Origin of the sequence: Serpens gallinarum (assembly GCF_014836765.1) — a bacterium.
Classification (GTDB): Bacteria; Pseudomonadota; Gammaproteobacteria; order Pseudomonadales; family Pseudomonadaceae; genus Serpens; species Serpens gallinarum.
In genome coordinates this window covers 1-26,678 of sequence record NZ_JACSQG010000010.1, presented here as the reverse complement: position 1 = coordinate 26,678, position 26,678 = coordinate 1, and the positions used below count along the sequence as shown (strand labels likewise).

Sequence of the window (26,678 nt, the reverse complement as noted above, 5' to 3'; positions counted from 1 at the left end):
TATTCGCCTGGCACCGAACGTCCCCTCAACAGCGGGGGTTCGACGAACTACAGGGGTGGGAGCTCTTGATGGCTGTGTCATCGACGGTGTGGTCTGAAGGTCCTGCGCCAGGCGAATGAATTCGCCCCTACCGGAGCGCAGGCCGCGCTATTTATGCCGCGAGGCAAGGTCGGGTGACGCTGCCACGCAAGGCAGCAGTGGTGGGGTTGCAGGCGAATGATTTCACGCCTACCGGAACGCACCTACCCTATATTCAGGCTCGCCGCGAGCCGCGACTTTTTATACAGAGCCCAAAAACTGCTCGGGGGCTGGGTTCATTCAACAACGGAGAGGGCGTCATGGGACGTTTGACCACCCATGTGCTGGACACCACCCATGGTTGTCCGGGCAGAGGGATTAACGTGGAGTTGTACCGACTTGAGGATGGGCAGCTCTTGCTGATAGCCGGTGCGCACACCAACGAGGACGGCCGCTGCAATGCGCCGTTGCTGGAGGGCGAGGGTTATCGCAGCGGGGTTTACCAGTTGCACTTTCATGCCGGCGACTACTTCCGTGCCCGCGGCTTTGGCCTGGGCGAGCCGGCTTTTCTCGATGTCGTCGTGCTGCGCTTCGGTATCGACGGCGCGCAGGATCATTACCATGTGCCGCTGCTGATTTCGCCGTACAGCTATTCGACTTATCGCGGCAGCTAGGTGATCGTCGTTACCACCTGGCCCCACCCGGTGGGTCGCCACCCGGTGGATCGCCACCCGGTGGATCGATGAAGCGCGATCCATCCTACGATTAGCACCGCCACTGCACGTCAATTCACCAGACGTGCCATGCCCATTGTCAGGGAGACCATGCCAATCCCCACCAAGACGAAGCCCGGCAGCAGATCAAGCAAGCGCGACAATCCCAGGGAGCCGGCAATTCGTCTGGCGATCAGACTGTAGGCGATCAGGATGGTGATATCGATGGCCGCCCAGATCAGCAACAGCGCGAGGGCTTGGGGCGCGAAGGGGGCTGAGGGCTGGATGAAGCCGGGAAGAAAGGCCAGAAAGAACAGGATGTCCTTGGGGTTGGATAACCCCACGCCCATCGCTTTCCAGAAGCTATGGGCATTGCGGGTGCGCACTTCGCGTCGTTCAGAGTCGCTGCCCAAGGTCTTGAGACCCAGCAACGTGAGATAAAAGCCCCCCAGCACCTGTCCCCAATTAAGTACTGAAGGGCTGAAGTCCAGGGCCAGGTAAATGGCAATCAGGGCGGCGACCAACAGCAGTTGTGCAGACAGCACGCCGCCGGCAATGGTCCACGCGGGCCAGGCCCGTCTGCCTTCGGCCAGGACCAGCGCGATAACCGGGCCGGGCGATGCGATCAGCACCGCCACAGCCGCTGCGAACGAGAGATACGCAGCAATCACAAGGCAGTGACCAGATCGAATACGCGGGATTGCTTGCCGAGCTTGGCGGTATAGAAACGCTGATTGCTGATGGCGAAGGCTCGCTGGATCCAGCGATCAGTACCGTCAAACCGGGCGGTGAACGGGCTGCGCGCATGGGCCGTTTTACGGTTATCGATGATCAGCATGTCCCGCGCTTTGAGCAGCACCGGCTGTGCGACATCCCAGGCAATCGTCCGGAGTTTGTCCAGCTGCGCCTGACCCCGAGCACTGCTGGCCACCATGAAATAAGGATCGAAGCGGAACATGGGTGCTGATCTGTCGCCATACAGGACCGTCTGTTCCTGGCCCACATCGATCCGGCAGTTTTTCTCGGTATGGCTGTAGTCGGACAGGAAGTTGTACGGCTCGGTGAAGAAGAAGGAAATATCATCATCGGTCAGGTGGGGAAGAATCCGCTCGATCGATGTGATGTAGGTCACGGCTTCCTTGAGCGGGTCCTGCCGAAGGCAGAGCAGAACCAGATGTTCAGGCTGAACCGCATGGAAGGCATTTTCCGTGTGCAGGTCCAGTTCAGTGTCATAGCTGTCGGAAGTGGCCGACTTCGACTGGCTTTGATGGGGAAAGAAGTTATTGATCAGATCGCCATTGGATTCCTGGGTGTACCCGATGGGCTCGCCCAGCAGTGACGTCGTTTGCAGCAGCAGCTTTTCACTGGTGATGTCGCGCTTTACCAGTTGATTTCGGCTGATGGGCGTCGCGGGGATCTGGCCGATGCGCAAATTTTCAAGATGCAAAAAACCACTTTTATTGCCGAAAATTCTGAACATCACGATCTGGGCAATCTGTTTTTGATTCAGGCCACCCTTGGTGACTGCTTCGGCCAACAGGTGTTCGATGATTTCCGACATCTTGTTTTTCTTCCTGGGGTGATTATTCCGAGGCGCGAAAAAGGCCTGTGTACACTGACTGCGAAAAATCATGGTGGTGTGGGCAGGCCTGGAAGCAAAACAGAAAAACATGCTATGAAGGATGACTATTACTCATGATAAGGATGTCTGTCAGCCGTGCGCTTACCCCCTCTTTATGCGTTGCGCGCCTTTGAAGTCGCTGCCCGCCATGGCTCTTTCACGCAAGCCGCCAAATCGTTGTGCATCACGCAAAGCGCGGTCAGCCGCCACGTCAAGACGCTTGAGGAGCACCTGGGCTGCACGCTTTTCGAGCGCAAAGGACCCCGGCTGTCACTGACCGATGCCGGGCAGTTGCTGGCCCAGGAATTGGAGCGGGGGTTCGCCACCATCGAGCACGCCTGCAGCGCCATCTTTTGTCAGAAAGGCGTAGTCCGTCTCAAAGCGCCTTCAACGCTGACCATGCGCTGGTTGTTGCATGCCTTGGAAGAATTTCAGGGCAAAGAACAGGGCCCGCGGGTGCAATTGACCAGTGCCTGGATGGACGTGGATTTTGTCGACTTTCGTACCGAGCCGTTTGACTGCGCCGTGTTGCTGAGCCGAGGAAATTTCCCGGCGCAGTGGAACAGCATCAAGCTGTTTGACGAATGGCTGGTGCCCGTTTGCTCACCGGAGCTGTTGGGCAAGCCCACCTGGCCTCTCGACAAGCTGGCGGCCAACAAGCTGATCCATCCCTCGCGGGACTGCCGGGACTGGCGGCGCTGGTTGGAGCGGCAGGGGCTGCAGGATGCTGTTGCGTGGCGAGAGGGCAAGCGTTTCGACACCCTCGAACTGGGAATTTCGGCCGCCGCGCAAGGGTTCGGCGTATCCATCGGCGATCTCGCCCTGGTTGAAAAGGAGCTGCGCAAGGGCACCTTGACCGTACCGTTCAAGACTGCCGTCAGGTCCGGAGACAGCTATTTTCTGGTCTGGCCGCAGAACGGCGCCAAGCACAGGATGCTGGCCTCCATGCAGGAATTTCTACTCGAGCATCTGCCGGTCATTCAGAGACGGGATCTGACGTTTCTGGAGTGAGCGCAAGGGCAACAAGCCGCGCCGGGTAACCAGGCGTCGGCTTGCATGCCCGGTAGGGACATTATTGATCCACAAGCATCTCGAAGCCGCCATAGATCATACGCTGCCCATCGAACGGCATCGGATTCTGATCGGGCTGCACACGTGGATCGGCCATGACTTTCTGCATGCCGCTGTCACGCACCTGTCTCGAAGGCCAGATGATCCAGGAAAACACCACGGTTTCTTCGGGCTTGCACTTCACCGCCATGGGGAATGAAGTGACCTTTCCTTCCGGCACATCATCGCCCCAGCACTCGACCAGCTTTATGGCGCCATGCTCCTTGAACACTGCGGCGGCGGATTCTGCGTGTTGTCTGTACGCTTCCTTGTTAGCAGTTGGCACGGCAACGACAAACCCATCGACATAAGACATTTCAGTTCTCCTCTGGCTGTGGAGCCTTGATTGCTGCGGGACATGCAGCTTAGGTCGATGCCTGCGCTTGGCGCAAAGCGCAGCCGGGATGGCTTGGCAGACCGTTGAACTGTTACGCCCCTTTGGTTGAGGGCAAAAGGATCGTCAGCAAGCCGAGCAGCGGCAGGTAGGAGCATATTTTGTACACCTGCTCGATGCCCTGGATGTCCGCCAGGTAACCCAGCAAGGCACCGCCAATACCGCCAAAGCCGAACATGAGGCCGAAGAACACGCCGGCGATCATGCCCACGTTGCCCGGGACCAGCTCCTGGGCGAAAACCACGATGGCAGAAAACGCCGAGGCGAGGATAAAGCCGATGATCATGCTCAGCACGCCCGTCCAGAACAGGTCGACGTAGGGCAATGCCAGGGTGAAGGGCGCGACGCCGAGGATGGAGAACCAGATGACTGTCCTGCGGCCGATCTTGTCGCCGATCGGGCCACCCAGGAACGTGCCTGCGGCGACGGCGCCAAGGAACAGGAACAGATGCACCTGTGAGCTGGCAACCGAGAGGTCGAATTTCTCCATCAGGTAAAAAGTGAAATAGCTGGTGATGCTGGTCATGTAGAAGTATTTGGAAAAAACCAGCAGTGCCAGCACCGCCAGGGCAAAGGTCACGCGCCTGCGGGACAGTCCGTGGGTGGCTTGGCTACCCTGTTTGAGCGTGAACAGGTTCAGATGGTTGCGGTACCAGCGGCTCAGGCCATACAGCACACCAATGGCAAATACCGCGAACAGGCCGAACCAGGCGACGTTGCCCTGACCGTACGGAATGACGATGGCCGCCGCCAGCAGCGGGCCGAAGGCGCTGCCGGCATTGCCACCGACCTGGAAGGTCGATTGCGCCAAGCCGTAGCGACCGCCCGAGGCCAGGCGCGCGACGCGTGAGGTTTCCGGGTGGAAGGTTGACGAACCGATGCCCACGAGCGCCGACGCGATGAGGATCGCCGAAAAGCTGCCGACGAAGGCCAGCATGAAGATGCCGAGCAGGGTGCAGACCATGCCGGCCGGCAGTAGCCAGGGCTTGGGATGGCGGTCGGTGTAGTAGCCGACCCAGGGCTGCAGCAGCGAGGCGGTGAGCTGGTAGGTCAGGGTGATCATGCCGACTTGAGTGAACGTCAGGCCGTAATTGGCCTTGAGCATGGGATAAATCGCCGGTATCACGGCCTGGATCAGATCGTTGACCAGGTGCGCCAACGCGCAGGCACCAATCACGCGCATGACCAAGGGACTGGCTTGGCGGGCAGTCGAAGCGATGGCTGAGGGCGAATGGGTAGAGCTGATAGACATGACTGACATCCCGGGCAGAAACAGCATGCGCACCCGGACAACTCGTCCTTGCTTGAGCAATGCGCGCCAACGTACGGCGCTATCCTAAATCCCGCAGAGGGCTTTGTCTCGCAACTGCCTGGATAGACAACACGGCGGGGGATTACGTAGGAGCGGACTCGTCCGCGATCAAAGCCATACGATGCTGCGATTCGATCGCGGTCAAGACCGTCCTACGGTGCGTTGAGTTGGCACGCGCCTTGTGTGTTTCCCTGGCGATTTATCCTGGGCTCGTAGTTTCGGAAGGCGACTTGATTTCAGCCTCGGTGCCCACGCGCGGTCGGCTATCGCCGAACAAGGTTTGCAGGTACGCCTCCTGCTGGCGCAGGCCATGGTTGATCAGGAACTCGTGGCCGGCGGGCAGACAGCGCAACAGGGTCTGCCAGGCAAAGCGCGGCGGTGCGGTGAGCAGGGGATACCAAGGCAGTGTCCCACGCGGCAGGCCCAGCGCCTCTCGGCCGTTGCGGTCGATAAAGGTGTGCGCAATGCTCAGGTGAATCGCCCTGTTCAGGCGCCCACGCAACCAGGGCAGATTGCGGTAGTGGCGCTGCAGCGGCTCATCGATCAGGGCCATGCCCAGGCGGCGACTGCTTTCATCGGCGGGCGCCTGAGCCAGGAGATTGTGGTACAGCGCCCGACGCCCCTGGTTTTCGTCAGCGTGCAACCAGCGCTCGTCGACACCCATCAGCCAGGCGATATACCGCCAGAGGTGGGTGATGGCCGCGCCTTCGCGGCGAGAAAGCGGCACACCGAGCATGCGCTGGCCGATCAGAAAGATCGTGGAAAACGCCAGGTAGGTGGCGTGCATGTCGCCCTGATTGATGGGCAGGCCGTAGTAACTCGCGTCCCAGTTTTCCATGGCCGCGACATGGCGGCGCACCAGGCCGTGGATCAGGCGTACCTGAAGCGTGCCGCAATAGCCGGGAGCGCCCCGCCGCATGCCGCCCGGGCGCGTGCAGTCGATCCACCATTTGGTGGTTTCCGCCACTCGCCGTTGCGCGCCCTTTTCCAGGGCGCCGGTGAGCACCAGGGTGCGATTGATGGCCGAGGCCTGATAACCGGGCAGCAGGCCCAGGTCACGCAGGACACGCATGCCCGTCAGTCCGGACAGCCCACAGGCGCGAGCGCCTTCCTGAGCCCGTTCGGCGTCGAACCAGTCGGGCGCTGTTTCGATGCGGGAGAAGAACGTTCGCAATGGCTGCGGGGCGCCTTCCACGGCGTCGATTCCATGGCGCACCGCGCGCTCGTAAAGTGGTCGGGTTCGAGACAGACCGCTTTCCATCATCCAGCCGATCAGCTCGTCCATCGGCGCATCGCCCACCAGCAGGGATTCGCCAATCGCCTGCCATTCCTCGGCGCTGGGCTCGGCCGTACCACGCACCCAGAGGCGGATGGGCGCGGCGGTGCGTCGTGCGCGCACCGGGTCGACGCCGTGGCGATCGGGAATACGAACGGGGCGTGTCAGCATGTTCATACCTCGGTTGGGCTGTGCGACAGGCGGGTGTCACTAGACTATTGCGAGTAATTACTCGCAAACAACTCGTATGGATGGAGCCGATATGAGGAAGCAGCCGAGACAGAAACGTTCAGGGAAGATGGTCGCGGCACTGCTGGAGGCCACAGCGCTGGAGCTGGGCGATCGCGGCCTGGATGGGCTTACCACCAACCATGTGGCCAGGCGTGCCGGGGCCAGCATTGGCTCGCTTTATCAGTATTTCGACAGCAAGGAAGCGCTGATCGAGGCGCTGCTGCAACAGCAGGGCGGACGTCTGATGGCCGTGGTCCACGAGCGCCTGCTGCCGCTGCTGGACGCGGATATCAAAACGGTCACGCGGGCGATCCTGCAAGGCATTTTCGAGCAGGTTGAGCAGGACAAGGGACAGCGCGAACTGGTGCGCAATTGGCATCGGCTGCGTTCGGAACAACTGTTCCAGACTCTGGAGCGGGATATGAGCGAGGTGTGCCAGCAGTATCTGCTGCGCCATGTGAACGAATACCGCCTGGACAACCTGCCGGCCACCTTGTTCGTGCTGATCAATTCGGTGCAGTTCACCACAGCGCGTTATTTCAGTCAGGACTCGGTGCTGTTCAGCCGCGATGAAGTAATCGAGGCTCTGGCCAAGATGGTCGAATCTTTCTGCTTGCCGCAGGACAGTCGAGACAATCATCACCCGAGGTAGAAAGTCGCCAAGCGTTTCCACCTGGCGCCTTCCGCCGACCCAGCTAGCCTGCAGCGCCCTCCGGCAGCTTGGCGATCACCTTGATCTCGAACTCAAAGCCATACAGCCAGGTCACGCCCACGCCAGTCAACGTCGGGTGCGGTGCCTCGCCCCAGTACTCGGGAATGATTTTCCAGATGGTCTCGAATTTGGATTCCGGATCGACGATGAACACGGTCACGTCGATCACGTCCTCGAAGCTGCAGCCGGCTTCCGCCAGGATCGCGTTGAGGTTGTCGAAAGCACGACGCACCTGCATTTCCAGGTCAGGCTCCGGCGAGCCGTCTTCGCGACTGCCGACTTGCCCCGACACGAATAGAAAACCATTGGAACGGATTGCCGGCGAGTAGCGATTGCGTTCGTACAGCGCCTGGCGTCCGGGCGGGAAAACAACGTCACGTGTGGCCATAACTACCTCTTCTAAGGGCCGGTACCGACCCGTAATCAACTTGAAGACACTCTAGAAAGACAGGCGCTGCGGATAAACCAGCAACGCTGGTCAGCATTGTTTGTAAAATCCGAACAATCCCGACTAGCTGGAGCTGAGATGGACCGTTTCGATGCAATGCAAGCCTTTGCCCGAGTCGTGGAAACCGGCAGCTTTACCAAAGCGGCCGAGACCCTGCACATGAGCAAGACCAGCGTGACGCAGCTCGTGCAGCAGCTAGAGGCGCGGCTGCGGGTCAGACTGCTCAACCGCACCACGCGCAAGGTCAATGTCACCGCCGACGGCGCCGCCTATTACGAGCGCGTCCTACGCCTGCTGGCCGACATGGACGACGCCGAGACCAGCCTGTCCAACGCTTCGGCCGCGCCCCGAGGGCGGCTGCGGGTGGACGTTCCCAGCCCGCTGGCGCGTCTGATCCTTATTCCGGCCTTACCGGCTTTTCATGCCCGCTACCCCGAAATTCAACTCGACATGGGCGTCAGCGACCGCGTCGTCGACATCATCGACGAGAGCGTGGACTGCGTAGTGCGGGGCGGCCCAATCACCGACTTGTCGCTGGTGGCGCGCCACGTTGGGGATTTGCCGTTCGGCGTATATGCGGCGCCCAGCTATCTGCAGCGCGCCGGCATTCCCACGCACCCGAGTGAAGTGGAAGACAGCCACCACCGTGTCGTGAATTACATCGGCTCGCGCACCCGCAAGGTATTGCCCTATCAGATGCGACGTAGAGCAGAGCAGATCAACCTGCAGGGCCGCCATGTATTGGCGGTTGATGACGGCAACGCCTACCTCGCGGCTGGCCTGGCCGGCCTGGGCATACTCGGGCTGCCGGACTATATGGCCCGGACGCACCTGGCTAGTGGCGAACTGGAGCGTCTGTTCGAGGATTGGCAATTCGAGCCGATGCCGCTTTCCGTGGCCTTCCCGCCGAATCGGCATGTGAGCGCCAAGCTGCGAGTGTTTATTGAGTGGATCGTGGAGTTGATGGCGCAGCATGCGCCGGTGGAAAGTAGAAAGTGATGCGGCTAGGCGACCGATGCGCAGGCGCGCTCAGAACGTGACGACAGGGCCGGGATGGCTGGCCGAGCGGATTGGCGAGTCAGTACACTCTGTACATCGTCATCAGCAGTACACGAGAGCTGCCATGACAGCCTATCCCGCAGCGAACGCCGTCTCGCACGCGCCCGGAGTTGAGTACATGATCGAAGTCACCGAAGTTTCCATCGCCGAGCTGCGTGCTGCGCTCGAAACCGGCCGGACCACTGCCGTGGAGCTGGTGCGTGCCTATCTGGCCCGCATCGATGCTTATGATGGCCCTGAGACACCGACCCGGCTAAATGCCGTGGTGGTGCACAATCCCGATGCGCTCAAGGAGGCCGAGGCCTCCGATGCCCGCCGCGCCCGTGGCGAGACGCTGGGCCCGCTGGACGGCATTCCCTACACGGCCAAGGACAGTTACCTGGTGAAGGGGTTGACTGCCGCCTCCGGCAGCCCCGCGTTCAAGGACCTGATCGCTTATCGCGACGCCTTTACCATCGAGCGCTTGCGTGCCGCTGGCGCCATCTGCCTGGGCAAGACCAATATGCCGCCCATGGCCAACGGCGGCATGCAGCGCGGCGTTTACGGTCGCGCCGAAAGCCCCTACAACGCCGACTACCTGACCGCGCCCTTTGCCTCTGGCTCCTCCAATGGCGCCGGCACCGCCACCGCTGCCAGCTTTGCGGCGTTCGGCCTGGCCGAGGAAACCTGGTCCAGCGGCCGTGGCCCGGCCTCCAACAATGGCTTGTGCGCCTATACGCCGTCGCGCGGAGTGATTTCGGTGCGCGGCAACTGGCCGCTGACGCCGACCATGGACGTGGTGGTGCCTTTTGCACGCACCATGGCTGACCTGCTGGACGTGCTCGACGTGGTGGTGGCCGACGACCCCGACACACGCGGCGATCTCTGGCGTCTGCAACCCTGGGTGCCGATCCCGAAGGCCTCCGACGTGCGTCCGGCGTCCTATGCGGACCTCGCCGCCCAGGCCGATGCGCTCAAGGGCAAACGCTTCGGCGTGCCGCGCATGTTCATCAACAAGGACCCGGAGATGGGCACCAGTGACAAGCCCGGCATCGGCGGACCCACCGGCCAGCGCATCCAGACCCGGGACTCGGTGATCGCGCTCTGGGAGCAGACGCGTCAGGCCCTGGAAGGAGCCGGCGCCGAAGTGGTAGAGGTGGATTTCCCGCTGGTGTCCAACTGCGAGGGCGACCGCCTTGGCGCGCCGACCGTATTCAATCGCGGCATCGTGTCGCCGGAATTTCTCCATGATGAATTGTGGGAGCTCAGTGGCTGGGCCTTCGACGATTTTCTGCGTGCCAACGGCGACCCCACGCTGAACCGCCTGGCCGATGTCGATGGATCGTTGATCTTCCCCCATGACCCCGGCACCCTGCCGAACCGGGAAGACGACCTCGCCGCCGGCATGGATGAATACGTGAACATGGCCCAGCGCGGCATCAAGTCCTGGGACCAGATCGCCACGCTGCCCGACGGCCTGCGCGGCCTGGAGAAGACCCGCAAGTTGGACCTCGAAGACTGGATGGATCAGTTGGGCCTGGACGCGGTGATTTTCCCCACCGTGGCCGACGTCGCGCCGGCCGATGCCGATGTGAATCCGGCCTCGGCGGACATCGCGTGGAGCAACGGCATCTGGGTGGCCAACGGCAACCTCGCCATTCGCCACCTCGGCGTGCCCACCGTCACCGTGCCCATGGGTGTGATGGCGGATAGCGGCATGCCCGTGGGGCTGACCTTCGCTGGCCGCGCCTATGACGACTCCAACTTGCTGCGCCTGGCTTCAGCCTATGAGTCCACCGGTAGCAAGCGCCGTGTTCCGCCGCGCACGCCACCGTTGGCGCGCTGACGGGCAGGGTTTCTTCCAACAAAAAGGCGCCGCTGGCGCCTTTTTTGTACCTGCCCATCGGCCCGTTTGGGCTGCGGTGCCTGCCGGTAAAGTAGGATGGGCTGGAGCACAGCGATACCCATGCCGCCCGGCCAAACACGTGGCTTCACCTGAAAACACGATGGGTATCGTTTCACTCAACCCATCCTACGAGTCAGCGTGCTGCCTCTGGGGTTCACTGTGCGGAGGAGGGTGCCTGCACCGGCGGCGCCGGTTCTGGGCTAGGACGTTCCCGTTGCTCCACACCCGCGCTACTGCGCCCGGCCTGAAAGGCCGCCAGCATGTTGGAAGTCAGGGCGGAGTTGAATGAGGCGATGCCAAAGACAATGGCCAGGACCGTGCTGATCGCGGTGACGATCATGGTGGTCTTCAGGGTATTGAGGCTAGCCTTGAGCTCCGCCGTGGACCTTTCCAGCCGCTGGATGGCCGTTTCAAAGCCGGAATTGCGAATCCCCTGGGCCGAATCCCGGGCTGCCTGAGACGCCAGAAAAGCGTCGATCTTGCTTTCGATCGAGGCGACACGCGCATCCATGCGGGTCTCGAGGAGCTCCAGCTTGGCATCCAGTTCGGGGCGGGGCATGTCGTCGTTCATAGTCTGAGTATGGAAGCAGAACGCGGATTGTCAGGTGGTACACGACAGGTGTTTTTTCGCTTGCGCGGGGAGCAAGCGCACCTGCCCCACGATGCGTTGACGCAGGTATCACATGAGCGTTGCGCCATCGAACACGTCAAACGGAAGAGCGAAGGTATCAACGCCCTCCAGACAACCCAGGTTGATGCGATAGTGCCCTGGCTTTACGACTGTTTGGTGGAAGGGATAGATACCGCACTGGCTGCAAAAGTGGTGCTTGGCAGTACCGCTCCCAAACTCGTACGTGGAGAGGGCGCCATCCGCGGCAACGATGGTCAGGTCTGACGGGGCGACGGTGAAGACACTCATCAGTGCGCCTTTTCGTGCACAGATCGAGCAATTGCAACGCATGCCCCTATCGATGGCAGGGCCCTGAAATTGGAACTGTATCGCTCCGCAATGGCAGCTTCCTTTGTGCTCGAGCATATAGCCTCCGGTTAATGGTTAACCCCAAGGTAGCTCAAGTCCTGCGTATCAGTCGGCGGCGTGGATATCTCGCTTTTAATCTCCACCATGGCCCCGCCTGGTGGATCGATAGAACGCGATTCACCCCAGGTTTCGGGGTGCTCGTCAGGTGGGGTATTAGTTTTACGCCGGTTAGGATGGCGCTGTTGGAGCGCCAGGCTATCTGTAGGGTGGATGTCGTTTTTTTACATCCACCAGAGCCCCGCTTGGTGGGCCGCCACCCGGTGGATTGCCACCCGGAGGATCGCCCCCCGGTGGAACGATGAAGCGCGTGTCGGCGATGCCGCACTGTGTAGGGCGGCGTCGCTCATTGCAGGTTACTGGGATAGCGCAGGCATGGCTTTTTACACGCCCCGTTCGTTGTTCCAGATCAGCACGTGCAGCTGCGGCAGCACGCGGGGCCGGTACCAGCGGTCGGCGGAGATGCGCTCGACCAGCCAACGCAATTGCGCATTGAGTGTCTGGATATCGGCCTCGCGCTCCGGCTGCTCGGGCGTGGCCGGCGTCGGGTTGCAGGGCTGCAGGAACAGCGGCAGGTCGGGGTAGTCGGCGGCGAGGCTTTTGGCCCATTGATAATCCGTTTCGTCGGCGATCACCAGCTTGAGGCTGACTTGAGTATCGGCCCCGGCAGCGGCCAGGCAGGCCTCAAAACGCTCGCGGCGAAACGGCATGTCCGAGGACGGTGGTTTGGGGCTGAGGGTCAGGTAGTCCAGCTCGGCAAACCACGGCTGGGCCTTGCTGCCCTGGGTTTCCATGGCGAAGCGGTGGCCTTGCGCGTGGCCAAGCTTGAGCAGATCTTCGAGCGGCTGCAGCGCCGGGTTGCCACCGGACAGGGTGATCAGAATGGGCTCGCCGCCGCTCAGCCGGCTCACCTCGACGAGGATCGCCTCGGCGTTCATGGCCTGCCAATCGGCGCGAAAGGCGGGGTCCACGGCATAGCGGGTGTCGCACCAGCTGCAGCGAAAATCGCAGCCGCCGGTGCGCACGAACACGGTGGGCATGCCGATCAATGCGCCCTCGCCCTGGATGGTGGGGCCGAAGATTTCGCTGATGGCGATCATGGCCGGTACTCCGCCCAGGTCTTTGGCGTTTCCGACACCGACACCGCGCTCACCTCGGGCCAACGGGCGTGGGCCCACTCGTACAGATGACGGGCCAGGCGCTCGGCGGTGGTGCACGCGTCGCCCAGCACCTCGTTGAGATGACGGTGATCCAGCTCGGCGTCGATGTAGTCTTTGAACGCCTTGAGCTCCAGGTAATCGCGTACGAAACCGTACTGATCGAGACCCTCGCTCTGCAATTCGATTTCCACCACATAGTTATGACCATGCAGACGGGCACAGGGGTGCCAGTCGGGCATTTGCTTGAGCTGGTGGGAGGCGGAAAAGTGAAACTCTTTTCTTATCGTGTACATGCGTTCGCCCTCGCCACCGCGTCGCGCCAGTACTGCTGGTCCTGGTAGGGCGTGGGGTCGGGTACACCGGCCAGGGCCATGGCTTCGATGCGCTCCACGCAGGTACCGCAGCGGCCGCAGTGAGTCTCGCCACCCTCGTAGCAGGACCAGGTATCGGCCACCGGCACGCCAAACCGCGCCGCGTCGCGGGCGATTTCGGTCTTGTCGGTGTTCACGTAGGGCGCCATCAGCGCCACTTCGGCCACGCCGTCCAGCGCCTTGGCCTGCATCTGGGCGAATAGGTCGATAAAGTCCGGGCGGCAGTCAGGGTAGATGAAGTGATCGCCGCCGTGGACCGCCAGCGCCACGGTGTCGAGGCTGCGGGCAGCGGCCACGCCGAAGGCAATGGTGAGCATGATGGCGTTGCGGTTAGGCACCACCGTCACCTTCATGTTCTCTTCGCTGTAGTGGCCGTGGGGCACAGCGATGTCGTCGGTCAGGGCCGAGCCTGACAGCTGGCGGCCAATCTGGCCGATGTCCATCACCAGGTGGGGAACGGCGAGCCGTTGGGCGGTAAGGCGGGCGGCATCGATTTCTTTGCGATGGCGCTGACCGTAGTCGAAGGTCAGCAGGGCGCCGAGGGAGTGCTCCGCCGCCAGCCGGTAGGCCAGGGTCACGGAGTCGAATCCGCCGGAGCAGATCAACAGAGCTTTCATAAAGTGTCCTTGTTTTGTCCGGGTAGGCTGCGACCGGGTAACGCGGCGGCCATTTTAACGACCGGGGCCGCCTTGTCCAACAACAAGGTGCGGAGCCAGTGTGGCGGCTTTATCGGGTAGCGCACGCCGCTGAACACATGTCATGCCGGATCAGTCTCAACTTCACGCTCCGCGTGGATTTCCGCCATGTACCTGATCCAGCTCCTCCTGCCGCTCTACGACAACCACGGCCAAGGCTTTCCTGGCCACTTCTTTCGCGAGGTCGGCGAGACCCTGATCACCCGCTTCGGCGGGCTCACCGCCTTTACACGCGCCCCGGCCACCGGACTCTGGCGGGAGGATGGGGTGCATACCGAGCGCGACGAGGTGGTCGTCTACGAAGTGATGACCGAGACGCTGGACCGCACCTGGTGGGCCGACTACCGCAGCATGCTGGAAGCGCGCTTCGAGCAGGATGAACTGGTGGTGCGTGCCTGGCCGATCGAGAAGCTCTAATGCCCAATCCCGACGCGGTGATCGTCGGCGCCGGAATTGCCGGGCTGTCGTGTGCCGTATGGCTGGCGGAGGTCGGGCTAGCGCGACGCGTGCTGGCGTGCTGATAGCAGCCAGCGTAATCGGCTATTCAGCAGGCCTGTCTCGGCTTCTCCCTAGATCGTGGAGGCCTATCTTTTTTTTTGCCAGTAGCTAATTGACCGAACGTTACAGAACGATTATTGTCCGGCTTTGATTCATTCAAGAGCCCCAGAATATGCGTAAGGAGAAGCTGCCAAGCCAAGGTCGCCCTCGGCAATTCGAGGATGAAGAAGTCATTGATGCTGCTGTGGCGGTTTTCAGTGAGAATGGCTTTGCTGGCACTTCTGCTCAGGACTTATGCGATGGTACCGGTTTAGGTCGGGGCAGCCTCTATAACGCCTTTGGTAGTAAACAAGGGTTATACGAGCAAGCATTATTGCGTAGCCATGAAAAAAGCATGTCTGCACAGTTGACCATTCTAAGAAAACCAGGCTCTGCAAAAGAGCGGCTGCGCACCTTGTTGCTTTGGGGGATTGCTGAAGATCTGGAGCAAGCAGAACAACATAATGCAATGGTTCTGTTCTCTGCCTTGGAGCGCGGTAGTAAAGATGAAGCCGTAGCAAGGCTGAATAAGGAATATAGAGAGCGCTTGGAAAACGCCCTGGTTTCTGTATTTGAAGAAGGCCAGAAAAATAAAGAATTTGGCAAGAAGGCTTCCGCTATCGAAATGGCAAGAGGTTTTTTGGCTGGATACTATGGATTGCGTGTTCTGAATAAAAACATCACGGATAAGAGTGTCCTTGATGATGTTGTGGCTGGACTGCTGGCTAACTTCTAGGCTCTCAATCATCGTACTTCGTTTTTGTAATAAACATACCTGTAATAGATAACGCATCATGATGCGGTCAGATGATGCGTGCTTCTTTATCCGTTTTTGTAATGTTTGTTAAATAATTGAGGAAAGTCAGGAATGCCTTTGGTTGTGTATATTCTAGGATTGGCCATCTTCTCGATTGGTACCTCTGAGCTTATGGTGGCAGGGATGATGACCACCCTGTCGGACGATTTTGATATCACCATTGGTGAGGTTGGTCATCTGATTTCATACTTTGCTTTTGGAGTAATGCTGGGAGGCCCGGTGCTCACCTATGCGTTTCTCAAACTGAAAATACCTTACCGTCCAAGCCTGTTGGTATTACTCGCATTGTATGTGGTGGTCCAAGGTTTCAGTGCCTTTATTTCGGAACACTCCATTTTAATTGCTGTGCGCGTAATTACCGGTGTGCTATGTGCCGGTTGTCTCAGTTTGTCATTGGCGACCAGTATGGCGCTTGTGTCCGCTGAAAACAGGCCCCGTGCTGCTGCCGTGATTATTGGTGGCTTCATGGTTTCCACCGTGTTTGGTGTCCCGCTGGCGACGATCATCAACCAGCACTGGGGCTGGCGTATCAGTTTTGGGCTGGTCGCGGTGTTGGTACTGCTCTGTTTGCTGGTGTTGATTCGTGTACTGCCAAACTCGGGTGACCAGAGCAGTCTGAAAATGAAGGAAGAGTTTAAGGCATTTAAAAATATGGCGTACTGGAAGGCCTGCGCAACCAGTTGTTTGATTTTAGGTGCCAGTTTTGCGGCCTTCAGTTACTTTGTGCCGGTTTTAACCGCAGTGACTGGCATGACGATGGGGGTAATTCCCTTCATATTGATGCTCTATGGAGCGGCAAACATAATAGGGAACATCGTCACCGGGTATTTTGCCTTTCGGCATAGTTTAATCATTATGGTTGTCGGGCTAACGGTGCTGAGCATTTCATTAACTGGTATGGCATTGCTGGCGCAATATCAGTGGTTCGCTGTGGCCTTTGTCATTTTGATTGGGTTGTCCGGTGTGCCCATGAACCCTGCGATGATGGCACGCATCATTAGTGTGGCCCACCCCGGTCCCATGGTAAACGCTGTACATACCTCCGTTATCAATATCGGCTTGGGCGGAGGGACTTTTCTTGCCGGGTTGGCGATCTCCGCAGGCTATGATGTGCGCGCTGCATTATGGATAGGTGCTGGCCTGGCCGTGCTGGGGTTATGCTCCGTGCTGCCTTACCTGCGACGTGGAAGAATAGGTTGGAATTGAAGTCAGCCGGTTCAGGTCCCTACCGGTAATATTTATTGCAGTGAAACCGGATATTTCCGGAGAGGTCGCGCGGGGACGTCACACTCTTTGTGGCTTACCTTCGGTACCGCCTCAAGGACGGGTGGCAGCATCGAGCGTGAACTGGAACGGCAGGGCAAAGCCGACGCCGGTTGATTTCCGTTTCGATCACCGCGATCTCGAATTCGAAGCCAGGATTTATTTGAATCTGTTCGGAAGTAGTCGCACCGAGAAGATAGAAAAGCCAGGCATTGCCTGGCTTTTCTTTTTGGCCGTTCAGCCAGAAGCCGTAAACGGTTCCGATAGCGACCGGGCCAGCGCGGCGCCGGGCTCGTTTCCACTGGCCTGATAAACCTGATTTCCCTGCTCGGCCTTCAGCACCCGGTCGAGCCTGAGTTACTGGGCCAGCTCGAGATAGGTGCGTTCCATGAAGTGTTCTTCATCCTGGCCATGACCGCTGCCACCAGCGGCTCGCGCTGCGCTGCAGCGATTGCCGATTGCCGATTGCCAAGCCTTCTAGGCGTGGCGTCGAAGTCACGGGGATGTCCGCTCTGGCTGCTCGCAGAACTGCGTCTGCGTAAAAATCGGCCGTTCCTTGTTCTGGTTTTCTCTTCAGTGCAAGAATCATAAGCACTATGAATGGCCGTTCATCAGTTAACTTTAAACTTACCCCCGGAGCAGCCGATAGCTGATTGATATATAGGACGAGTTCAGAGGCAGGAGCCACCAAAGGAATCGGTTTGTATGCGGGGGTCCCACTCATGTTCAGTCGTCTCAAGTTCAGCCAGAAAATCCTTCTGGCGGCGTGCCTGGTCGTAACCACCGCATTCGCGTTGTTCACGCTCTACAACGACTACCAGCAGCGCAATACCATTCGTGCAGGTCTTCAGAGTGACCTGAAGGCGATGGGCGAAATCACTGCCGATAACATCCAAAATTGGCTGAGCGGCCGCATCCTGCTGATCGAGGGTGCGGCGCAAGCTGTCGGTAATGACAGTGACCCTGAGCGTGTACTCCGCCTGCTGCAGCAGAAAGTCTTCGCCGAAACCTTTATGTTCACCTACTACGGCAGTGCCGACGGTACCTACCTGCTCTATCCGCCGGACGACATGCCGGACGATTACGATGCCCGAACCCGCCCCTGGTATCAGGATGCGGTCGCAGCGGGTGGCTCGACCCTGACCGAGCCGTACCTCGATGTGGGCGCGGGTGGCCTGGTCATGACGCTGGCCACGCCGGTGCGCGGCAATGGCCGGACGCTGGGCGTGGTAGGGGGTGATTTGGCCCTGGGTGTACTGATCGAAATCATCAACTCACTGGATTTCGGTGGCCTGGGTCATGCGTTTCTCATCAGTGCCGACGGGAAAGTGCTGGTGCACCCTGACCAAGACAGGGTGGGCAAGAGCCTGAGCGAGCTCTATCTGCAGAACACGCCGAGGCTGGACAGCCGCTACAGCGAAGCCAGTCTGGACGGAAACACCCGTATTCTCAGCTTCAGTCCGATCACCGGCCTGCCATCGGTGAAGTGGCATGTCGGTATTTCCTTGGATCGCGACAAGGCCTACGCCAGCTTGACGAGTTTTCGCACCTCGGCGCTGATCGTGACCGTGATGGCCGTGGTCTTCATCCTGATACTGCTGGGCATGCTCATCCGTGTGCTGATGCGCCCGCTCACCGATATGGGCCGGGCGATGGCCAATATCGCCGAAGGCGAGGGCGACCTCACTCGCCGGCTCGATGTGCAAACGCGCGATGAATTCGGCGAACTGGCGACCTCTTTCAATCGTTTCGTCGAGCGGATTCACGGCTCGATTCGCGAGGTTTCGTCCGCGACCGAGGCGGCTTATGAAGTGGCGCAGCGAGTACTGAACGCCTCCAACGCCTCCATGATCAACTCCGACGAACAGGCCAGCCGCACCAACAGCGTGGCGGCGGCCATCAACGAGCTGGGCGCCGCCGCGGAGGAAATCGCGCGCAATGCGGCTGACGCTTCGCTGCAGGCCAGCGGCGCGCGGAAGGATGCGGAGGGCGGCCGCGAGGTCGTCCAGCAGAACATCGCCGCGATGCGCGAGCTATCCGAGAAGATCCAGGCCTCCAGCGCCGAGATTGAAAAGCTGGATGCCAGGACTGTGGGCATCGGTCACATTCTCGAAGTCATCCAGGGGATCTCTGAGCAGACCAATCTCCTCGCCCTGAACGCCGCCATCGAAGCTGCACGGGCAGGTGAGGCCGGCCGAGGCTTCGCGGTGGTGGCGGACGAAGTGCGCAACCTCGCCCATCGTACGCAGAGCTCAGCGCAGGAAATCCAGCAGATGATCGAAGAGCTGCAGGCCGGCGCACGTGCTTCGGTGGACCACATGGCCGCCAGCCAGGGGCAGAGCGAGGACAGCGTGACTATTGCCGATCGGGCCGGCGATCGCCTGGGCGAAGTCACCCAGCGAATCGGCGAGATCGACGGCATTAACCAGTCGGTGGCCACCGCAACCGAAGAGCAGACCTCGGTGATCGAGTCGCTGAACATGGACATTACCGAGATCAACACCCTCAACCAGGAAGGTGTAGAAAATCTGCAATCCACCCTGCGTGCCTGCAACGATCTGGAGCAACAGACCGAGCGGCTCAAGCAACTGGTGGGCAGCTTCCGCATCTGAGTGCGGCCGGCATTAAGGAGCTGCTGCCTTTTTCAGGGGATGTTGACCGCTGAACATTGCGTGCGTGGCGGACCGTCGTCTGCGCCGGAGGGCATGCCCCGCGCCTCGACGTGGCGCTTTGCATCCGGATGTTGCTTTTGCCATGGGCAGAATGTGGGGAGGGGAGCCTCTGAAGTTAGACTCCGTTCGTTGCGGCGCCCCCAGTGTTCCGATACATCTACGGCCCCGTTGGAAGAATCAAGAGAAGGACTCTCGATGTCAGGCAAACCCGCTGCTCGCCAGGGCGACCCCACCACCTGCCCCCTACCGGGACATGGCAAACCGCCTATCCAGTCCGGTTCCCCCGATGTGCAGATCAACAACCTACCCCCAGCGCGCGTGGGAGACACCGCCAGCTGCGGTCAGGCCATCACCGGTGCCTACTCCACCACTGTATTCATCAACGGCCAAAACGCCGCCACGCTCGGCAGTACCCTGAGCCATGGAGGGGTGATCGTCGGGGGATCGGGCGATGTGCTGATCGGCGACACGGTTGTCGCGGCACCCTTCATTGCCCCAGCACCTGTGCAGGTCGGTAAGTGGATCAGCTTTCAGATTCATGCAGCGGAGCGTTACACCGGTTGGCAGTGCATCGCCCATTTCGATGATGGATCGACCCTCAGCGGCACGTTCAACAGCGATAACCAGGTGACCTTCACGAATGTCACGGGATCGACCTGCACACGGGTCGATATGCCTGTGGCCAACGTCGGTGAACAAGCCTCAGTGACAGACCAGCTTCTTTCTCTTATCACCGGGAGCAGTCAAGGATGACTCACGGCATCGAGGTTCAGGGTCGGTTCCAGACACAGAGCGGGCACACGCTGCCACGCTCGCCACTCGAAGAAGCCATTGCCGGTATGGAAGGCGCGGCGACGAGGTTCTCCCTTGACGCCATCAACGACGCCCAAACCCGCGCCAGCTATGCCGCCAACATCAGGAGGATGTCCGCACAGGTGCGGGCTGACATGGCGGCCGGTAGGCTCAATAGCCAAGCGGGTGTCGAGTTTTGCCACGAGTTGCGCAACAAGATCATGGCGGAACACCGCAAGCTCACGTCCGTTACCGGACTCGCCAAGGCGGAGCAGTACAAGAAAACGCCACCGACGCTGCCACAGCTGTTTGAAAAATACGCAGCCAGCAAATTCGGCAAGAGCTATGACACACTCTCTGTCGAGCAGAAAAAGCAGATCCACTACGAAGTCATTGAATCCTCCGGTCGGGACAACGCCAAATTCACCAAAGGCACGGATCGCCTGCGGACGATGGGCAAGGTGGGCATTCTGGTGACTGCGGCATTCGCTACCTATGAAATTCTCAACGCCGATAACAAGGTCAAGGAAACCGCGCGCCAAGGTATGATCCTCGGCGGAGGTGCCGCCGGCGGCATTCTTGCCGGCTTCGGCGTCTCGTTGATCTGCGGTCCGGGCGCTCCGGTCTGCGCCATCGCGGTGGTGCTGGGAGGCAGTGCGATTGGCGGAATTGCAGGCAGCATGGCCGCCGATTCCCTGGATGACGAACTCGAGGAATTTTCCAAGTGGGAAGTGTTTTGACGCACGCTGAGCGCATCCGGTTGTGGTCAGCACTGTCGGATGCCTTCGTCGACAACCCGATCGACTACGCAGCCATCGCGAGACAGTTGGAGGGGATTGACCGCGCTACGGTAAAGGTTGCGTTCTTCGAGGAAGTGGGGCCTGTTTGCTATTCAAACCTGCAAGCACCCATCCCGCCGATCTGGACGGCATTCGACACCACTTGGCTCGCCGAAACGATCAGAAGCACCCAGGAAGCCCGCCGTGCCTCGGCCTTTCGCCGCCTGCGCGACCAGGCCTTTGTGGCTTACCTTCGTTATCGACTCAAGGACGAGTGGCAGTGCATTGAGCGCGAACTGGAACGGCAGACAGACGCCGACGCCGGTTGAGGGAAGAAAGCGGGTCGATCCTCAAAGAGAAAAGGGCAGGATGATGGCTGAGGGCTGCATCGGGTAGGGTGGATGTCGTTTTTTAACATCCACCATGGCCCCGCTCGGTGGAGCGCGCCACCCGGTGGATCGCCACCCGGTGGATCGATGAAGCGTGATCCACCCTACGTTCATGGAAGCCTGCCGGACAGGCATGGGTATCACGCCATCCTGCGAGCGTGATCAGTCCGGCAACTTGGCGATCACCTTGATCTCGAAGTCAAAGCCATACAGCCAAGTCACGCCCACGCCGGTCAGCGTCGGGTGCGGGGCCTCGCCCCAGTACTCGGGGACGACGCTCCAGATGGTCTCGAACTTCGACTCCGGGTCGACGATGAACACCGTTACGTCGACCACATCGTCGAAGCTGCAGCCGGCTTCCGCCAGGATTGCGTTGAGGTTGTCGAACGCGCGGCGCACCTGGGTTTGCAGATCGGGTTCCGGCGAGCCGTCTTCGCGACTGCCGACTTGCCCCGACACGAACAAAAAGCCGTTGGAACGGATCGCCGGCGAATAGCGGTTGCGCTCATACAGCGCTTGGCGTCCGGGCGGGAAAACAACGTCACGTGTGGTCATTACTGCCTCCATCAATGGGCCGCTGCCGGCCCGTTATCAACGATGGAGACACTGTAGAAAGGCGCGCGGTTTGGATAAACCAGCAACGCTGGCCATCACTGTTTGTAGAATCCAAACAATCACAACCCGCCGGAGTCACGATGGACCGTTTCGATGCGATGCAGGCCTTTGCCCGAGTGGTGGAAACCGGCAGCTTCACCAAGGCCGCCGACACCTTGCACATGAGCAAAACCACCGTGACGCAACTCGTGCAGCAGTTGGAGGCGCGGCTGCGCGTCAGGCTGCTCAACCGCACCACGCGCAAGGTCAACGTCACGGCGGATGGCGCGGTTTACTACGAGCGCGTGATACGCCTGCTGGCCGACATGGACGACGCCGAGACCAGCCTGTCCAACGCCTCGACCTCGCCCCGGGGGCGGCTGCGCGTGGACGTGCCCAGCCCGCTGGCGCGCCTGATCCTTATCCCGGCACTGCCGGCCTTCAATGCGCGCTATCCGGAAATCCAGCTCGACATGGGCGTCAGCGACCGCGTCGTCGACATCATCGACGAGAACGTGGATTGCGTAGTGCGCGGCGGTGACATCACCGACCTGTCGCTGGTGGCGCGACACGTAGGCGACCTGCCGATCAGCGTCTACGCCGCACCCAGCTACCTGCAGCGCGCCGGCATTCCCGCACACCCGAGAGAAGTGGAAGACAGCCAGCACCGCGTCGTGAGCTTCATCGGGTCGCGCGCCCGCACGGTGATGCCCTACGAACTGCAGCGTGGGGGAGAGCAGATCAACATACAGGGCCGTCATGTGCTGGCGGTCGACGATGGCAACGCCTACCTCGCGGCGGGCCTGGCCGGCCTGGGCATACTCCCGCTACCCGACTACATGGCTAACGCCCACCTGGCCAGCGGCGAACTGGTGCGCCTGTTCGAGGACTGGCGACTGGAACCGATGCCGCTTTACCTCGCCTTCCCGCCGAACCGGCATGTCAGCGCCAAGCTGCGGCTGTTTATGGAGTGGGTTGTGGAATTGATGGAGGTGCATGCGCCGGTGGGTCGCAGAGCGTGACGGATAGATTGTTTCGACCCCGGGGCGGCTAAAGCAAGAATTTAAATCTGTCCCCTTTTCCTAGACGCTGTAAGTAGCGCCTGCGGCTTTTTTGTGGGTGGACAGCAGTGGGGAATAGATAGTAGCGTCCTGCCATTGCAGGGTTTGGCCCCTCCAGGGATTAGATGGCGTTCGGTCTAACCCGCCTCAGGGTTCGTAACCCTTTGATTTTTAAAGGTTCGGAGAACTGTGACGGTTAATTTCCGTAGTTATGTAGACCTCGGTCTAACTCCATTACAGAAGAACTCCGTCTAATCACTGTTATGCATCAAAAGGATTCAGAGCAATGCCTACTATCGAAACTTGTGGGTCTGAAGCGAAAAGAACCGAATTCACTTATCGGGGCAACGCTCGGGACGGAATCACTCTCGAGTTTGAGTCTGGTGACTTTGATATAAATTCTCAAACAATCGCAGCTGTCATAGATCATTTTCGAGGCCAAACCGTCCGTGGTGGTTTTTCAATGACCAACCCGCCCCTTGGTGGTGTAGGGGCGTTCTTGCAGCAGCAAGGTGGTGGTCTGACTCCAAGACATGCATCTTTTCTCTGCGCAGCACTGCAACATGAAGGGCTAGTTGATTGCGTCCTGGATGGCAACGCTGTTGTGGTCACGTTCAATGCATAACAATGCGCTTATCATCGTTCGCTTCGCTCGCTGGACTCGCAAAAGCTCCGCTTTTGCTCGCCTGTTAGCTTATCGTTATGCGCACAGCCATCTGCGTTAACCATAGAGAAGAAAATGACAGAATCTAACGAAACAGAAATTGAAGCTAGTAATGCTGCGAACGAAAGCAAAGAGTTCTCATACGATGATTATTTTCATTCGAAAGAAACTTTTTTGATTTTCGTATTATTGTATGTCGATGGTGAAAAGAGAGCCGACTTCCTTGGTATTAAAGAAGAAATGTATGAGTCAAAAGCCAAGGCGAAAGAATGGCGAAATTCTTTGGTTAAAGTACTTCATTCTGACCGTTGCAAACATCTATCTGCGGATGAGGCAACAGCAAAAGTCAACGAAATCTATTCAAGGATGAAAAAGCATGCCAAATGAGGAGGAGGAGAATAGTACCAGCAAGCTTCCTGTAACTTTAAAGCCGGTTGACTTTGAGTACAAAAAACCAGAAAGAAGAAACGAGTTAACTGAACCAAAAAAATACAACAAGATCGATTCGAAAATTGGTGAACTAGTAAAGCTTGGAACTAATGGCGTGACCTACGTAGATGAAGATGCTTTTTCAACAATCTTTCAAACCACTGGGCCGAAAGCTGCTTTTATTTTTGAAAACCAGATTCCAGATTCAGACAAAAGGAGTTTTGATGGTAAAAATTACGCTCATAGCTCGGCGGTAGTGGGGTTAACCGATAAGAAATCACAAGAAGTCAGAGATGCTGAAAAGCAAGCCTTGCTTCAATATTCTCGGGACTCGCTCATTAGTGTGTCAGACTCTCCTGAGGCGCAGGATATGAGAAGAAAGGTCGATTCATTTACATCCAAGACCCTCCCGAAACTCCGAGACGAACGAGGCGTAAATACAGATGAAGTAACTGGTGAAGAAAGAAAAAAAGGTTTTGCCTTTCATCATGTTAATCCAAAAGAATTGCATACAGATCCAGAGGATGTCTTAGATCCTACTAAGGGGCGGAATTTGAACCCTGAAACTCATGCAGATGTACACAGAAAGAATATCAATAATGAGGAGCAGTTCGAGAAGTATCAGGCTGAAAATAAACCGAAGTAAAACGCATAACAATTTGCTGCACGCGGAAAAATACTCGCTGCGCTCGCATTTTCCGGTGAGCAAGGCGTTAGAGCGCATCAGTTACTTAAATCTCCATCTCAAAAATCAATTACGAATGGGAGTATCACTACATGGCTAGATGTACTGCACCATCACGGGGTCATCGCACAGCTAGCGGTCGAGCGGAGTGTCCTGCTTGTGGAGGTGGAGGCTATAACCGCTACAGCGGCTATGGCTCGCAACCATCCTACGGAGGTAGTAGTGCTGGCTATAGCGGTGGTAGCAGCAGGTCTAGCGGTAGTTCAAGGCCGCGCTGGGCGAAACCAGGCTCCTCCGTGCCATATACATCTGCCCAAGTAATGTCACTCACCCCAATTCGCGAAACCATCGAGGCACGAGCAGCGGCGCAGCCTGACCTTCGTGACGTATTCCTTTGCCACGCCTGGGACGACCGGCAGGGGGTAGCCAAAGAGCTGCACGATTTGCTTGAGGCCGCGGGCGTAAAAGTTTGGTTCAGCGAGAAAGACCTTTCTCTGGGCGTACCGATGATGCGCGCCATCGACAAGGGCTTAGCAAATTCGCGCATCGGGCTTGTGCTGGTAACCCCTGCTCTGCTGGAGCGCCTCCCCAAAGAGGGCGTCGCCGATAAAGAGCTTTCAGCACTTCTGGCGAGCAACCAGCTCGTACCAATCGTCCATAACACAACTTATGTAGCTCTTCGCAATGTCAGCCCTTTGCTCGCATCTCGCAGCGGCCTAGACACTTCAGAAGATTCAATGGCGGTGGTGGTAGCGAAAATCGCCGAGCTAGTCGCGCTGTAGTTCAGCGTAAATGCACTCTAACAACTGGTTCAAACCGTTCGCTTCGCTCACTGGGACGGGCTAAAGCCCGCCCCTTAACCAAACGTTGAGGCTGTAGAAAAACCTGCTGCCAGCCTCTGCACCGACTGATACGCTCGCACCCATTCAAATCGCAGGGAGGCGCAGGGTGATGCCTCGGTTCAAGACCGTTCACAAAGGACTCAAGCTCCTGCCCATCGACTTCGACAAGCAGTTGCTGCCCGGCACTTTCGAGCACGCCCTGTGTTATCTGGTCGATCACGAACTGGACCTGTCCGACTTCCACGCTCGTTACCGCAACAGCATCGAAGGTGCTCCGGCCTACGATCCGGCGGTGCTCCTGAAGATCGTCCTGCTGGCCTATAGCCGCGGCATCATCAGCAGTCGCCAGATGGAGGCCGCCTGCCGCGACCATGTGCTGTTCATGGCCGTCTCCGGCGACAGCCAGCCACACTTCACCACGCTGGCCCAGTTCGTCTCCAGCCTGGGCGAGCTGGCTGCCAAGCTGTTTGCCCAGGTACTCGCGGTCTGTGACCGGCAGGGCCTGATCGGGCGGGAGATGTTCGCCATCGACGGGGTCAAGCTGCCGAGCAACGCCAGCAAGTCCCGCAGCGGCACCCGCGCCGACTTCCTGCGTCAGGCCGAGAAGATGGAAAAGGCGGCGCAAGCGATGATCGAACGCCAGCGCCAGTGCGATAAGCAACCGGAGGACGAGACCCAGCGTTCCGCGCGCCGGCTGGAGCGGCTGCAGGCCGACGCCCGTCAGCTGCGCGCCTGGCTCAACGACCACCCCGAGGATCGCAAGGGCGCCAAGGGGCGGATCAACCTGTCCAACCGCACCGACAACGAATCGGCCAAGATGGCCACCGGCAAAGGGGTGATCCAGGGCTACACCGGCGTCGCCGCCGTGGACGAGAAGGCGCAGATCATCGTCGACGCCCAGGCACACGGCACCGGCTCGGAACAGGCGCTGCTCGAACCCGTCATCGACGCCACAAACGGGCTGCGCGGCGCCGATACCTGCTACACCGCCGATGCCGGCTACCACAGCCGTCAGGCGTTGGAGCGCCTGGAGGTTGCGGGCATTACCGCCTTCATTCCCGACAACGGCTACCGCAAGCGCGACCCGCGCTACGCCGGCCAGGAACGCCACAC

At 59.3% G+C, this 26,678-nt stretch carries 31 protein-coding genes; 19 read left to right on the top strand and 12 right to left on the bottom strand.

From position 1 onward, the window contains the following. The first annotated feature begins 338 nt into the window (after nucleotides 1-338). Nucleotides 339-692 (top strand): hydroxyisourate hydrolase, encoded by a 354-nt coding sequence (uraH, locus tag H9642_RS15285; RefSeq protein ID WP_251837327.1) that lies wholly within the window; start codon nucleotides 339-341, stop codon nucleotides 690-692. Nucleotides 693-802: 110 nt separating this feature from the next. Here uraH and H9642_RS15280 read toward each other — a convergent pair whose 3' ends face one another. Beyond that, nucleotides 803-1,402: a LysE family translocator gene (locus H9642_RS15280; protein ID WP_251837326.1), complete on the bottom strand. Its 600-nt coding sequence runs from the start codon at nucleotides 1,400-1,402 to the stop codon at nucleotides 803-805. After that, nucleotides 1,399-2,292: a TauD/TfdA family dioxygenase gene (locus H9642_RS15275; RefSeq protein ID WP_251837325.1), complete on the bottom strand. Its 894-nt coding sequence runs from the start codon at nucleotides 2,290-2,292 to the stop codon at nucleotides 1,399-1,401. Before H9642_RS15275 ends, H9642_RS15280 begins: the two co-directional genes overlap by 4 nt. A gap of 147 nt (nucleotides 2,293-2,439) precedes the next feature. Between H9642_RS15275 and H9642_RS15270 the strand changes: the two genes are divergently transcribed. Beyond that, nucleotides 2,440-3,363 (top strand): LysR substrate-binding domain-containing protein, encoded by a 924-nt coding sequence (locus tag H9642_RS15270; protein ID WP_251837403.1) that lies wholly within the window; start codon nucleotides 2,440-2,442, stop codon nucleotides 3,361-3,363. A gap of 61 nt (nucleotides 3,364-3,424) precedes the next feature. On the opposite strand, the gene H9642_RS15265 is transcribed toward H9642_RS15270, so the two are convergent. The 3 genes from H9642_RS15265 to H9642_RS15255 form a co-directional block, all read right to left on the bottom strand. After that, nucleotides 3,425-3,778 (bottom strand): DUF1428 domain-containing protein, encoded by a 354-nt coding sequence (locus H9642_RS15265; protein WP_251837324.1) that lies wholly within the window; start codon nucleotides 3,776-3,778, stop codon nucleotides 3,425-3,427. Between the two features lie 112 nt (nucleotides 3,779-3,890). Further along, nucleotides 3,891-5,108 (bottom strand): MFS transporter, encoded by a 1,218-nt coding sequence (locus H9642_RS15260; protein ID WP_286010367.1) that lies wholly within the window; start codon nucleotides 5,106-5,108, stop codon nucleotides 3,891-3,893. Between the two features lie 259 nt (nucleotides 5,109-5,367). Beyond that, complete coding sequence (locus H9642_RS15255; RefSeq protein ID WP_251837323.1) at nucleotides 5,368-6,615, bottom strand: oxygenase MpaB family protein; 1,248 nt, start codon at nucleotides 6,613-6,615, stop codon at nucleotides 5,368-5,370. 91 nt (nucleotides 6,616-6,706) lie between these two features. Between H9642_RS15255 and H9642_RS15250 the strand changes: the two genes are divergently transcribed. Next, nucleotides 6,707-7,327 carry a TetR/AcrR family transcriptional regulator gene (locus tag H9642_RS15250; protein WP_251837322.1) on the top strand — a complete coding sequence of 207 codons (621 nt, stop codon included), beginning with the start codon at nucleotides 6,707-6,709 and terminating at the stop codon, nucleotides 7,325-7,327. Between the two features lie 43 nt (nucleotides 7,328-7,370). On the opposite strand, the gene H9642_RS15245 is transcribed toward H9642_RS15250, so the two are convergent. Then, nucleotides 7,371-7,775, bottom strand: coding sequence for a RidA family protein (locus H9642_RS15245; protein WP_251837321.1), 405 nt, complete (start codon nucleotides 7,773-7,775; stop codon nucleotides 7,371-7,373). Nucleotides 7,776-7,913: 138 nt separating this feature from the next. Here H9642_RS15245 and H9642_RS15240 point away from each other — a divergent pair, with 138 nt between their 5' ends. Both H9642_RS15240 and H9642_RS15235 read left to right on the top strand, forming a co-directional pair. Further along, nucleotides 7,914-8,834, top strand: a complete 921-nt coding sequence (locus H9642_RS15240) for a LysR family transcriptional regulator (protein WP_251837320.1) — start codon at nucleotides 7,914-7,916, stop codon at nucleotides 8,832-8,834. A gap of 178 nt (nucleotides 8,835-9,012) precedes the next feature. After that, nucleotides 9,013-10,719, top strand: coding sequence for an amidase (locus H9642_RS15235; RefSeq protein WP_251837319.1), 1,707 nt, complete (start codon nucleotides 9,013-9,015; stop codon nucleotides 10,717-10,719). Nucleotides 10,720-10,933: 214 nt separating this feature from the next. Here the strand turns inward: H9642_RS15235 and H9642_RS15230 are convergent, their stop codons facing one another. The 5 genes from H9642_RS15230 to queC all read right to left on the bottom strand — a co-directional run bounded on the left by H9642_RS15230 (nucleotide 10,934) and on the right by queC (nucleotide 13,963). Further along, nucleotides 10,934-11,338: a hypothetical protein gene (locus H9642_RS15230; protein WP_251837318.1), complete on the bottom strand. Its 405-nt coding sequence runs from the start codon at nucleotides 11,336-11,338 to the stop codon at nucleotides 10,934-10,936. A 120-nt stretch (nucleotides 11,339-11,458) separates the two neighbouring features. Continuing rightward, nucleotides 11,459-11,815, bottom strand: coding sequence for a GFA family protein (locus H9642_RS15225; RefSeq protein ID WP_443198424.1), 357 nt, complete (start codon nucleotides 11,813-11,815; stop codon nucleotides 11,459-11,461). Between the two features lie 383 nt (nucleotides 11,816-12,198). Beyond that, nucleotides 12,199-12,915: a 7-carboxy-7-deazaguanine synthase QueE gene (queE, locus tag H9642_RS15220; protein ID WP_251837316.1), complete on the bottom strand. Its 717-nt coding sequence runs from the start codon at nucleotides 12,913-12,915 to the stop codon at nucleotides 12,199-12,201. Next, nucleotides 12,912-13,268, bottom strand: a complete 357-nt coding sequence (gene queD, locus H9642_RS15215) for a 6-carboxytetrahydropterin synthase QueD (protein WP_251837315.1) — start codon at nucleotides 13,266-13,268, stop codon at nucleotides 12,912-12,914. Before queD ends, queE begins: the two co-directional genes overlap by 4 nt. Continuing rightward, on the bottom strand, nucleotides 13,256-13,963 hold the full coding sequence (gene queC / locus H9642_RS15210; protein ID WP_251837314.1) for a 7-cyano-7-deazaguanine synthase QueC: 708 nt from the start codon (nucleotides 13,961-13,963) through the stop codon (nucleotides 13,256-13,258). Before queC ends, queD begins: the two co-directional genes overlap by 13 nt. 186 nt (nucleotides 13,964-14,149) lie before the next feature. Between queC and H9642_RS15205 the strand changes: the two genes are divergently transcribed. The 8 genes from H9642_RS15205 to H9642_RS15170 all read left to right on the top strand — a co-directional run bounded on the left by H9642_RS15205 (nucleotide 14,150) and on the right by H9642_RS15170 (nucleotide 21,230). Next, on the top strand, nucleotides 14,150-14,458 hold the full coding sequence (locus H9642_RS15205) for a hypothetical protein (protein WP_251837313.1): 309 nt from the start codon (nucleotides 14,150-14,152) through the stop codon (nucleotides 14,456-14,458). A gap of 253 nt (nucleotides 14,459-14,711) precedes the next feature. Further along, nucleotides 14,712-15,314 (top strand): TetR/AcrR family transcriptional regulator, encoded by a 603-nt coding sequence (locus H9642_RS15200; protein WP_251837312.1) that lies wholly within the window; start codon nucleotides 14,712-14,714, stop codon nucleotides 15,312-15,314. Between the two features lie 132 nt (nucleotides 15,315-15,446). Continuing rightward, on the top strand, nucleotides 15,447-16,601 hold the full coding sequence (locus H9642_RS15195; protein ID WP_251837311.1) for an MFS transporter: 1,155 nt from the start codon (nucleotides 15,447-15,449) through the stop codon (nucleotides 16,599-16,601). A 136-nt stretch (nucleotides 16,602-16,737) separates the two neighbouring features. Beyond that, on the top strand, nucleotides 16,738-16,968 hold the full coding sequence (locus H9642_RS15190) for a hypothetical protein (protein ID WP_251837310.1): 231 nt from the start codon (nucleotides 16,738-16,740) through the stop codon (nucleotides 16,966-16,968). A 412-nt stretch (nucleotides 16,969-17,380) separates the two neighbouring features. Next, on the top strand, nucleotides 17,381-19,270 hold the full coding sequence (locus H9642_RS15185; RefSeq protein WP_251837309.1) for a methyl-accepting chemotaxis protein: 1,890 nt from the start codon (nucleotides 17,381-17,383) through the stop codon (nucleotides 19,268-19,270). A gap of 255 nt (nucleotides 19,271-19,525) precedes the next feature. Further along, entirely contained in the window at nucleotides 19,526-20,083 is a 558-nt protein-coding gene (locus tag H9642_RS15180) for a PAAR domain-containing protein (RefSeq protein WP_251837308.1), read from the top strand. Beyond that, nucleotides 20,080-20,862 carry a hypothetical protein gene (locus tag H9642_RS15175; RefSeq protein ID WP_433962715.1) on the top strand — a complete coding sequence of 261 codons (783 nt, stop codon included), beginning with the start codon at nucleotides 20,080-20,082 and terminating at the stop codon, nucleotides 20,860-20,862. The genes H9642_RS15180 and H9642_RS15175 overlap by 4 nt, the downstream gene beginning before the upstream one ends. Continuing rightward, the gene (locus tag H9642_RS15170; RefSeq protein ID WP_251837306.1) at nucleotides 20,859-21,230 is read left to right on the top strand and encodes a DUF7079 family protein; all 372 of its coding nucleotides are present in this window, start codon (nucleotides 20,859-20,861) and stop codon (nucleotides 21,228-21,230) included. The genes H9642_RS15175 and H9642_RS15170 overlap by 4 nt, the downstream gene beginning before the upstream one ends. A 222-nt stretch (nucleotides 21,231-21,452) precedes the next feature. Here the strand turns inward: H9642_RS15170 and H9642_RS15165 are convergent, their stop codons facing one another. Continuing rightward, the gene (locus H9642_RS15165; RefSeq protein ID WP_251837305.1) at nucleotides 21,453-21,845 is read right to left on the bottom strand and encodes a RidA family protein; all 393 of its coding nucleotides are present in this window, start codon (nucleotides 21,843-21,845) and stop codon (nucleotides 21,453-21,455) included. 140 nt (nucleotides 21,846-21,985) lie between these two features. Here H9642_RS15165 and H9642_RS15160 point away from each other — a divergent pair, with 140 nt between their 5' ends. The 6 genes from H9642_RS15160 to H9642_RS15135 all read left to right on the top strand — a co-directional run. Continuing rightward, entirely contained in the window at nucleotides 21,986-22,906 is a 921-nt protein-coding gene (locus H9642_RS15160) for a LysR family transcriptional regulator (RefSeq protein ID WP_251837304.1), read from the top strand. Nucleotides 22,907-23,231: 325 nt separating this feature from the next. Continuing rightward, nucleotides 23,232-23,570: a hypothetical protein gene (locus tag H9642_RS15155; protein WP_251837303.1), complete on the top strand. Its 339-nt coding sequence runs from the start codon at nucleotides 23,232-23,234 to the stop codon at nucleotides 23,568-23,570. A gap of 114 nt (nucleotides 23,571-23,684) precedes the next feature. Next, entirely contained in the window at nucleotides 23,685-23,996 is a 312-nt protein-coding gene (locus H9642_RS15150) for a hypothetical protein (RefSeq protein ID WP_251837302.1), read from the top strand. Further along, nucleotides 23,986-24,684 (top strand): hypothetical protein, encoded by a 699-nt coding sequence (locus H9642_RS15145; RefSeq protein ID WP_251837301.1) that lies wholly within the window; start codon nucleotides 23,986-23,988, stop codon nucleotides 24,682-24,684. Before H9642_RS15150 ends, H9642_RS15145 begins: the two co-directional genes overlap by 11 nt. 359 nt (nucleotides 24,685-25,043) lie before the next feature. Then, the gene (locus tag H9642_RS15140; RefSeq protein WP_251837300.1) at nucleotides 25,044-25,505 is read left to right on the top strand and encodes a toll/interleukin-1 receptor domain-containing protein; all 462 of its coding nucleotides are present in this window, start codon (nucleotides 25,044-25,046) and stop codon (nucleotides 25,503-25,505) included. 169 nt (nucleotides 25,506-25,674) lie between these two features. Continuing rightward, the coding region (locus tag H9642_RS15135) for a transposase (RefSeq protein ID WP_251837299.1) at nucleotides 25,675-26,678 on the top strand (1,004 nt) is incomplete at its 3' end.

Bases quoted from the DNA above. Each gene is read 5' to 3' on its own strand.
- H9642_RS15230 (WP_251837318.1), bottom strand. From the start codon at position 11,338: ATGCCCCGCCCCGAACTGGATGCCAAGCTGGAGCTCCTCGAGACCCGC.
- queC (WP_251837314.1), bottom strand. From the start codon at position 13,963: ATGAAAGCTCTGTTGATCTGCTCCGGCGGATTCGACTCCGTGACCCTG.
- H9642_RS15225 (WP_443198424.1), bottom strand. From the start codon at position 11,815: ATGCTCGAGCACAAAGGAAGCTGCCATTGCGGAGCGATACAGTTCCAA.
- H9642_RS15235 (WP_251837319.1), top strand. From the start codon at position 9,013: ATGATCGAAGTCACCGAAGTTTCCATCGCCGAGCTGCGTGCTGCGCTC.
- queE (WP_251837316.1), bottom strand. From the start codon at position 12,915: ATGATCGCCATCAGCGAAATCTTCGGCCCCACCATCCAGGGCGAGGGC.
- H9642_RS15175 (WP_433962715.1), top strand. From the start codon at position 20,080: ATGACTCACGGCATCGAGGTTCAGGGTCGGTTCCAGACACAGAGCGGG.
- H9642_RS15245 (WP_251837321.1), bottom strand. From the start codon at position 7,775: ATGGCCACACGTGACGTTGTTTTCCCGCCCGGACGCCAGGCGCTGTAC.
- H9642_RS15260 (WP_286010367.1), bottom strand. From the start codon at position 5,108: ATGTCTATCAGCTCTACCCATTCGCCCTCAGCCATCGCTTCGACTGCC.
- H9642_RS15240 (WP_251837320.1), top strand. From the start codon at position 7,914: ATGGACCGTTTCGATGCAATGCAAGCCTTTGCCCGAGTCGTGGAAACC.
- H9642_RS15160 (WP_251837304.1), top strand. From the start codon at position 21,986: ATGGACCGTTTCGATGCGATGCAGGCCTTTGCCCGAGTGGTGGAAACC.
- H9642_RS15140 (WP_251837300.1), top strand. From the start codon at position 25,044: ATGTCACTCACCCCAATTCGCGAAACCATCGAGGCACGAGCAGCGGCG.
- H9642_RS15205 (WP_251837313.1), top strand. From the start codon at position 14,150: ATGTACCTGATCCAGCTCCTCCTGCCGCTCTACGACAACCACGGCCAA.
- H9642_RS15180 (WP_251837308.1), top strand. From the start codon at position 19,526: ATGTCAGGCAAACCCGCTGCTCGCCAGGGCGACCCCACCACCTGCCCC.
- H9642_RS15255 (WP_251837323.1), bottom strand. From the start codon at position 6,615: ATGCTGACACGCCCCGTTCGTATTCCCGATCGCCACGGCGTCGACCCG.
- H9642_RS15145 (WP_251837301.1), top strand. From the start codon at position 23,986: ATGCCAAATGAGGAGGAGGAGAATAGTACCAGCAAGCTTCCTGTAACT.
- H9642_RS15265 (WP_251837324.1), bottom strand. From the start codon at position 3,778: ATGTCTTATGTCGATGGGTTTGTCGTTGCCGTGCCAACTGCTAACAAG.
- queD (WP_251837315.1), bottom strand. From the start codon at position 13,268: ATGTACACGATAAGAAAAGAGTTTCACTTTTCCGCCTCCCACCAGCTC.
- H9642_RS15165 (WP_251837305.1), bottom strand. From the start codon at position 21,845: ATGACCACACGTGACGTTGTTTTCCCGCCCGGACGCCAAGCGCTGTAT.
- H9642_RS15195 (WP_251837311.1), top strand. From the start codon at position 15,447: ATGCCTTTGGTTGTGTATATTCTAGGATTGGCCATCTTCTCGATTGGT.
- H9642_RS15185 (WP_251837309.1), top strand. From the start codon at position 17,381: ATGTTCAGTCGTCTCAAGTTCAGCCAGAAAATCCTTCTGGCGGCGTGC.
- H9642_RS15200 (WP_251837312.1), top strand. From the start codon at position 14,712: ATGCGTAAGGAGAAGCTGCCAAGCCAAGGTCGCCCTCGGCAATTCGAG.
- H9642_RS15275 (WP_251837325.1), bottom strand. From the start codon at position 2,292: ATGTCGGAAATCATCGAACACCTGTTGGCCGAAGCAGTCACCAAGGGT.
- uraH (WP_251837327.1), top strand. From the start codon at position 339: ATGGGACGTTTGACCACCCATGTGCTGGACACCACCCATGGTTGTCCG.
- H9642_RS15250 (WP_251837322.1), top strand. From the start codon at position 6,707: ATGAGGAAGCAGCCGAGACAGAAACGTTCAGGGAAGATGGTCGCGGCA.
- H9642_RS15155 (WP_251837303.1), top strand. From the start codon at position 23,232: ATGCCTACTATCGAAACTTGTGGGTCTGAAGCGAAAAGAACCGAATTC.
- H9642_RS15150 (WP_251837302.1), top strand. From the start codon at position 23,685: ATGACAGAATCTAACGAAACAGAAATTGAAGCTAGTAATGCTGCGAAC.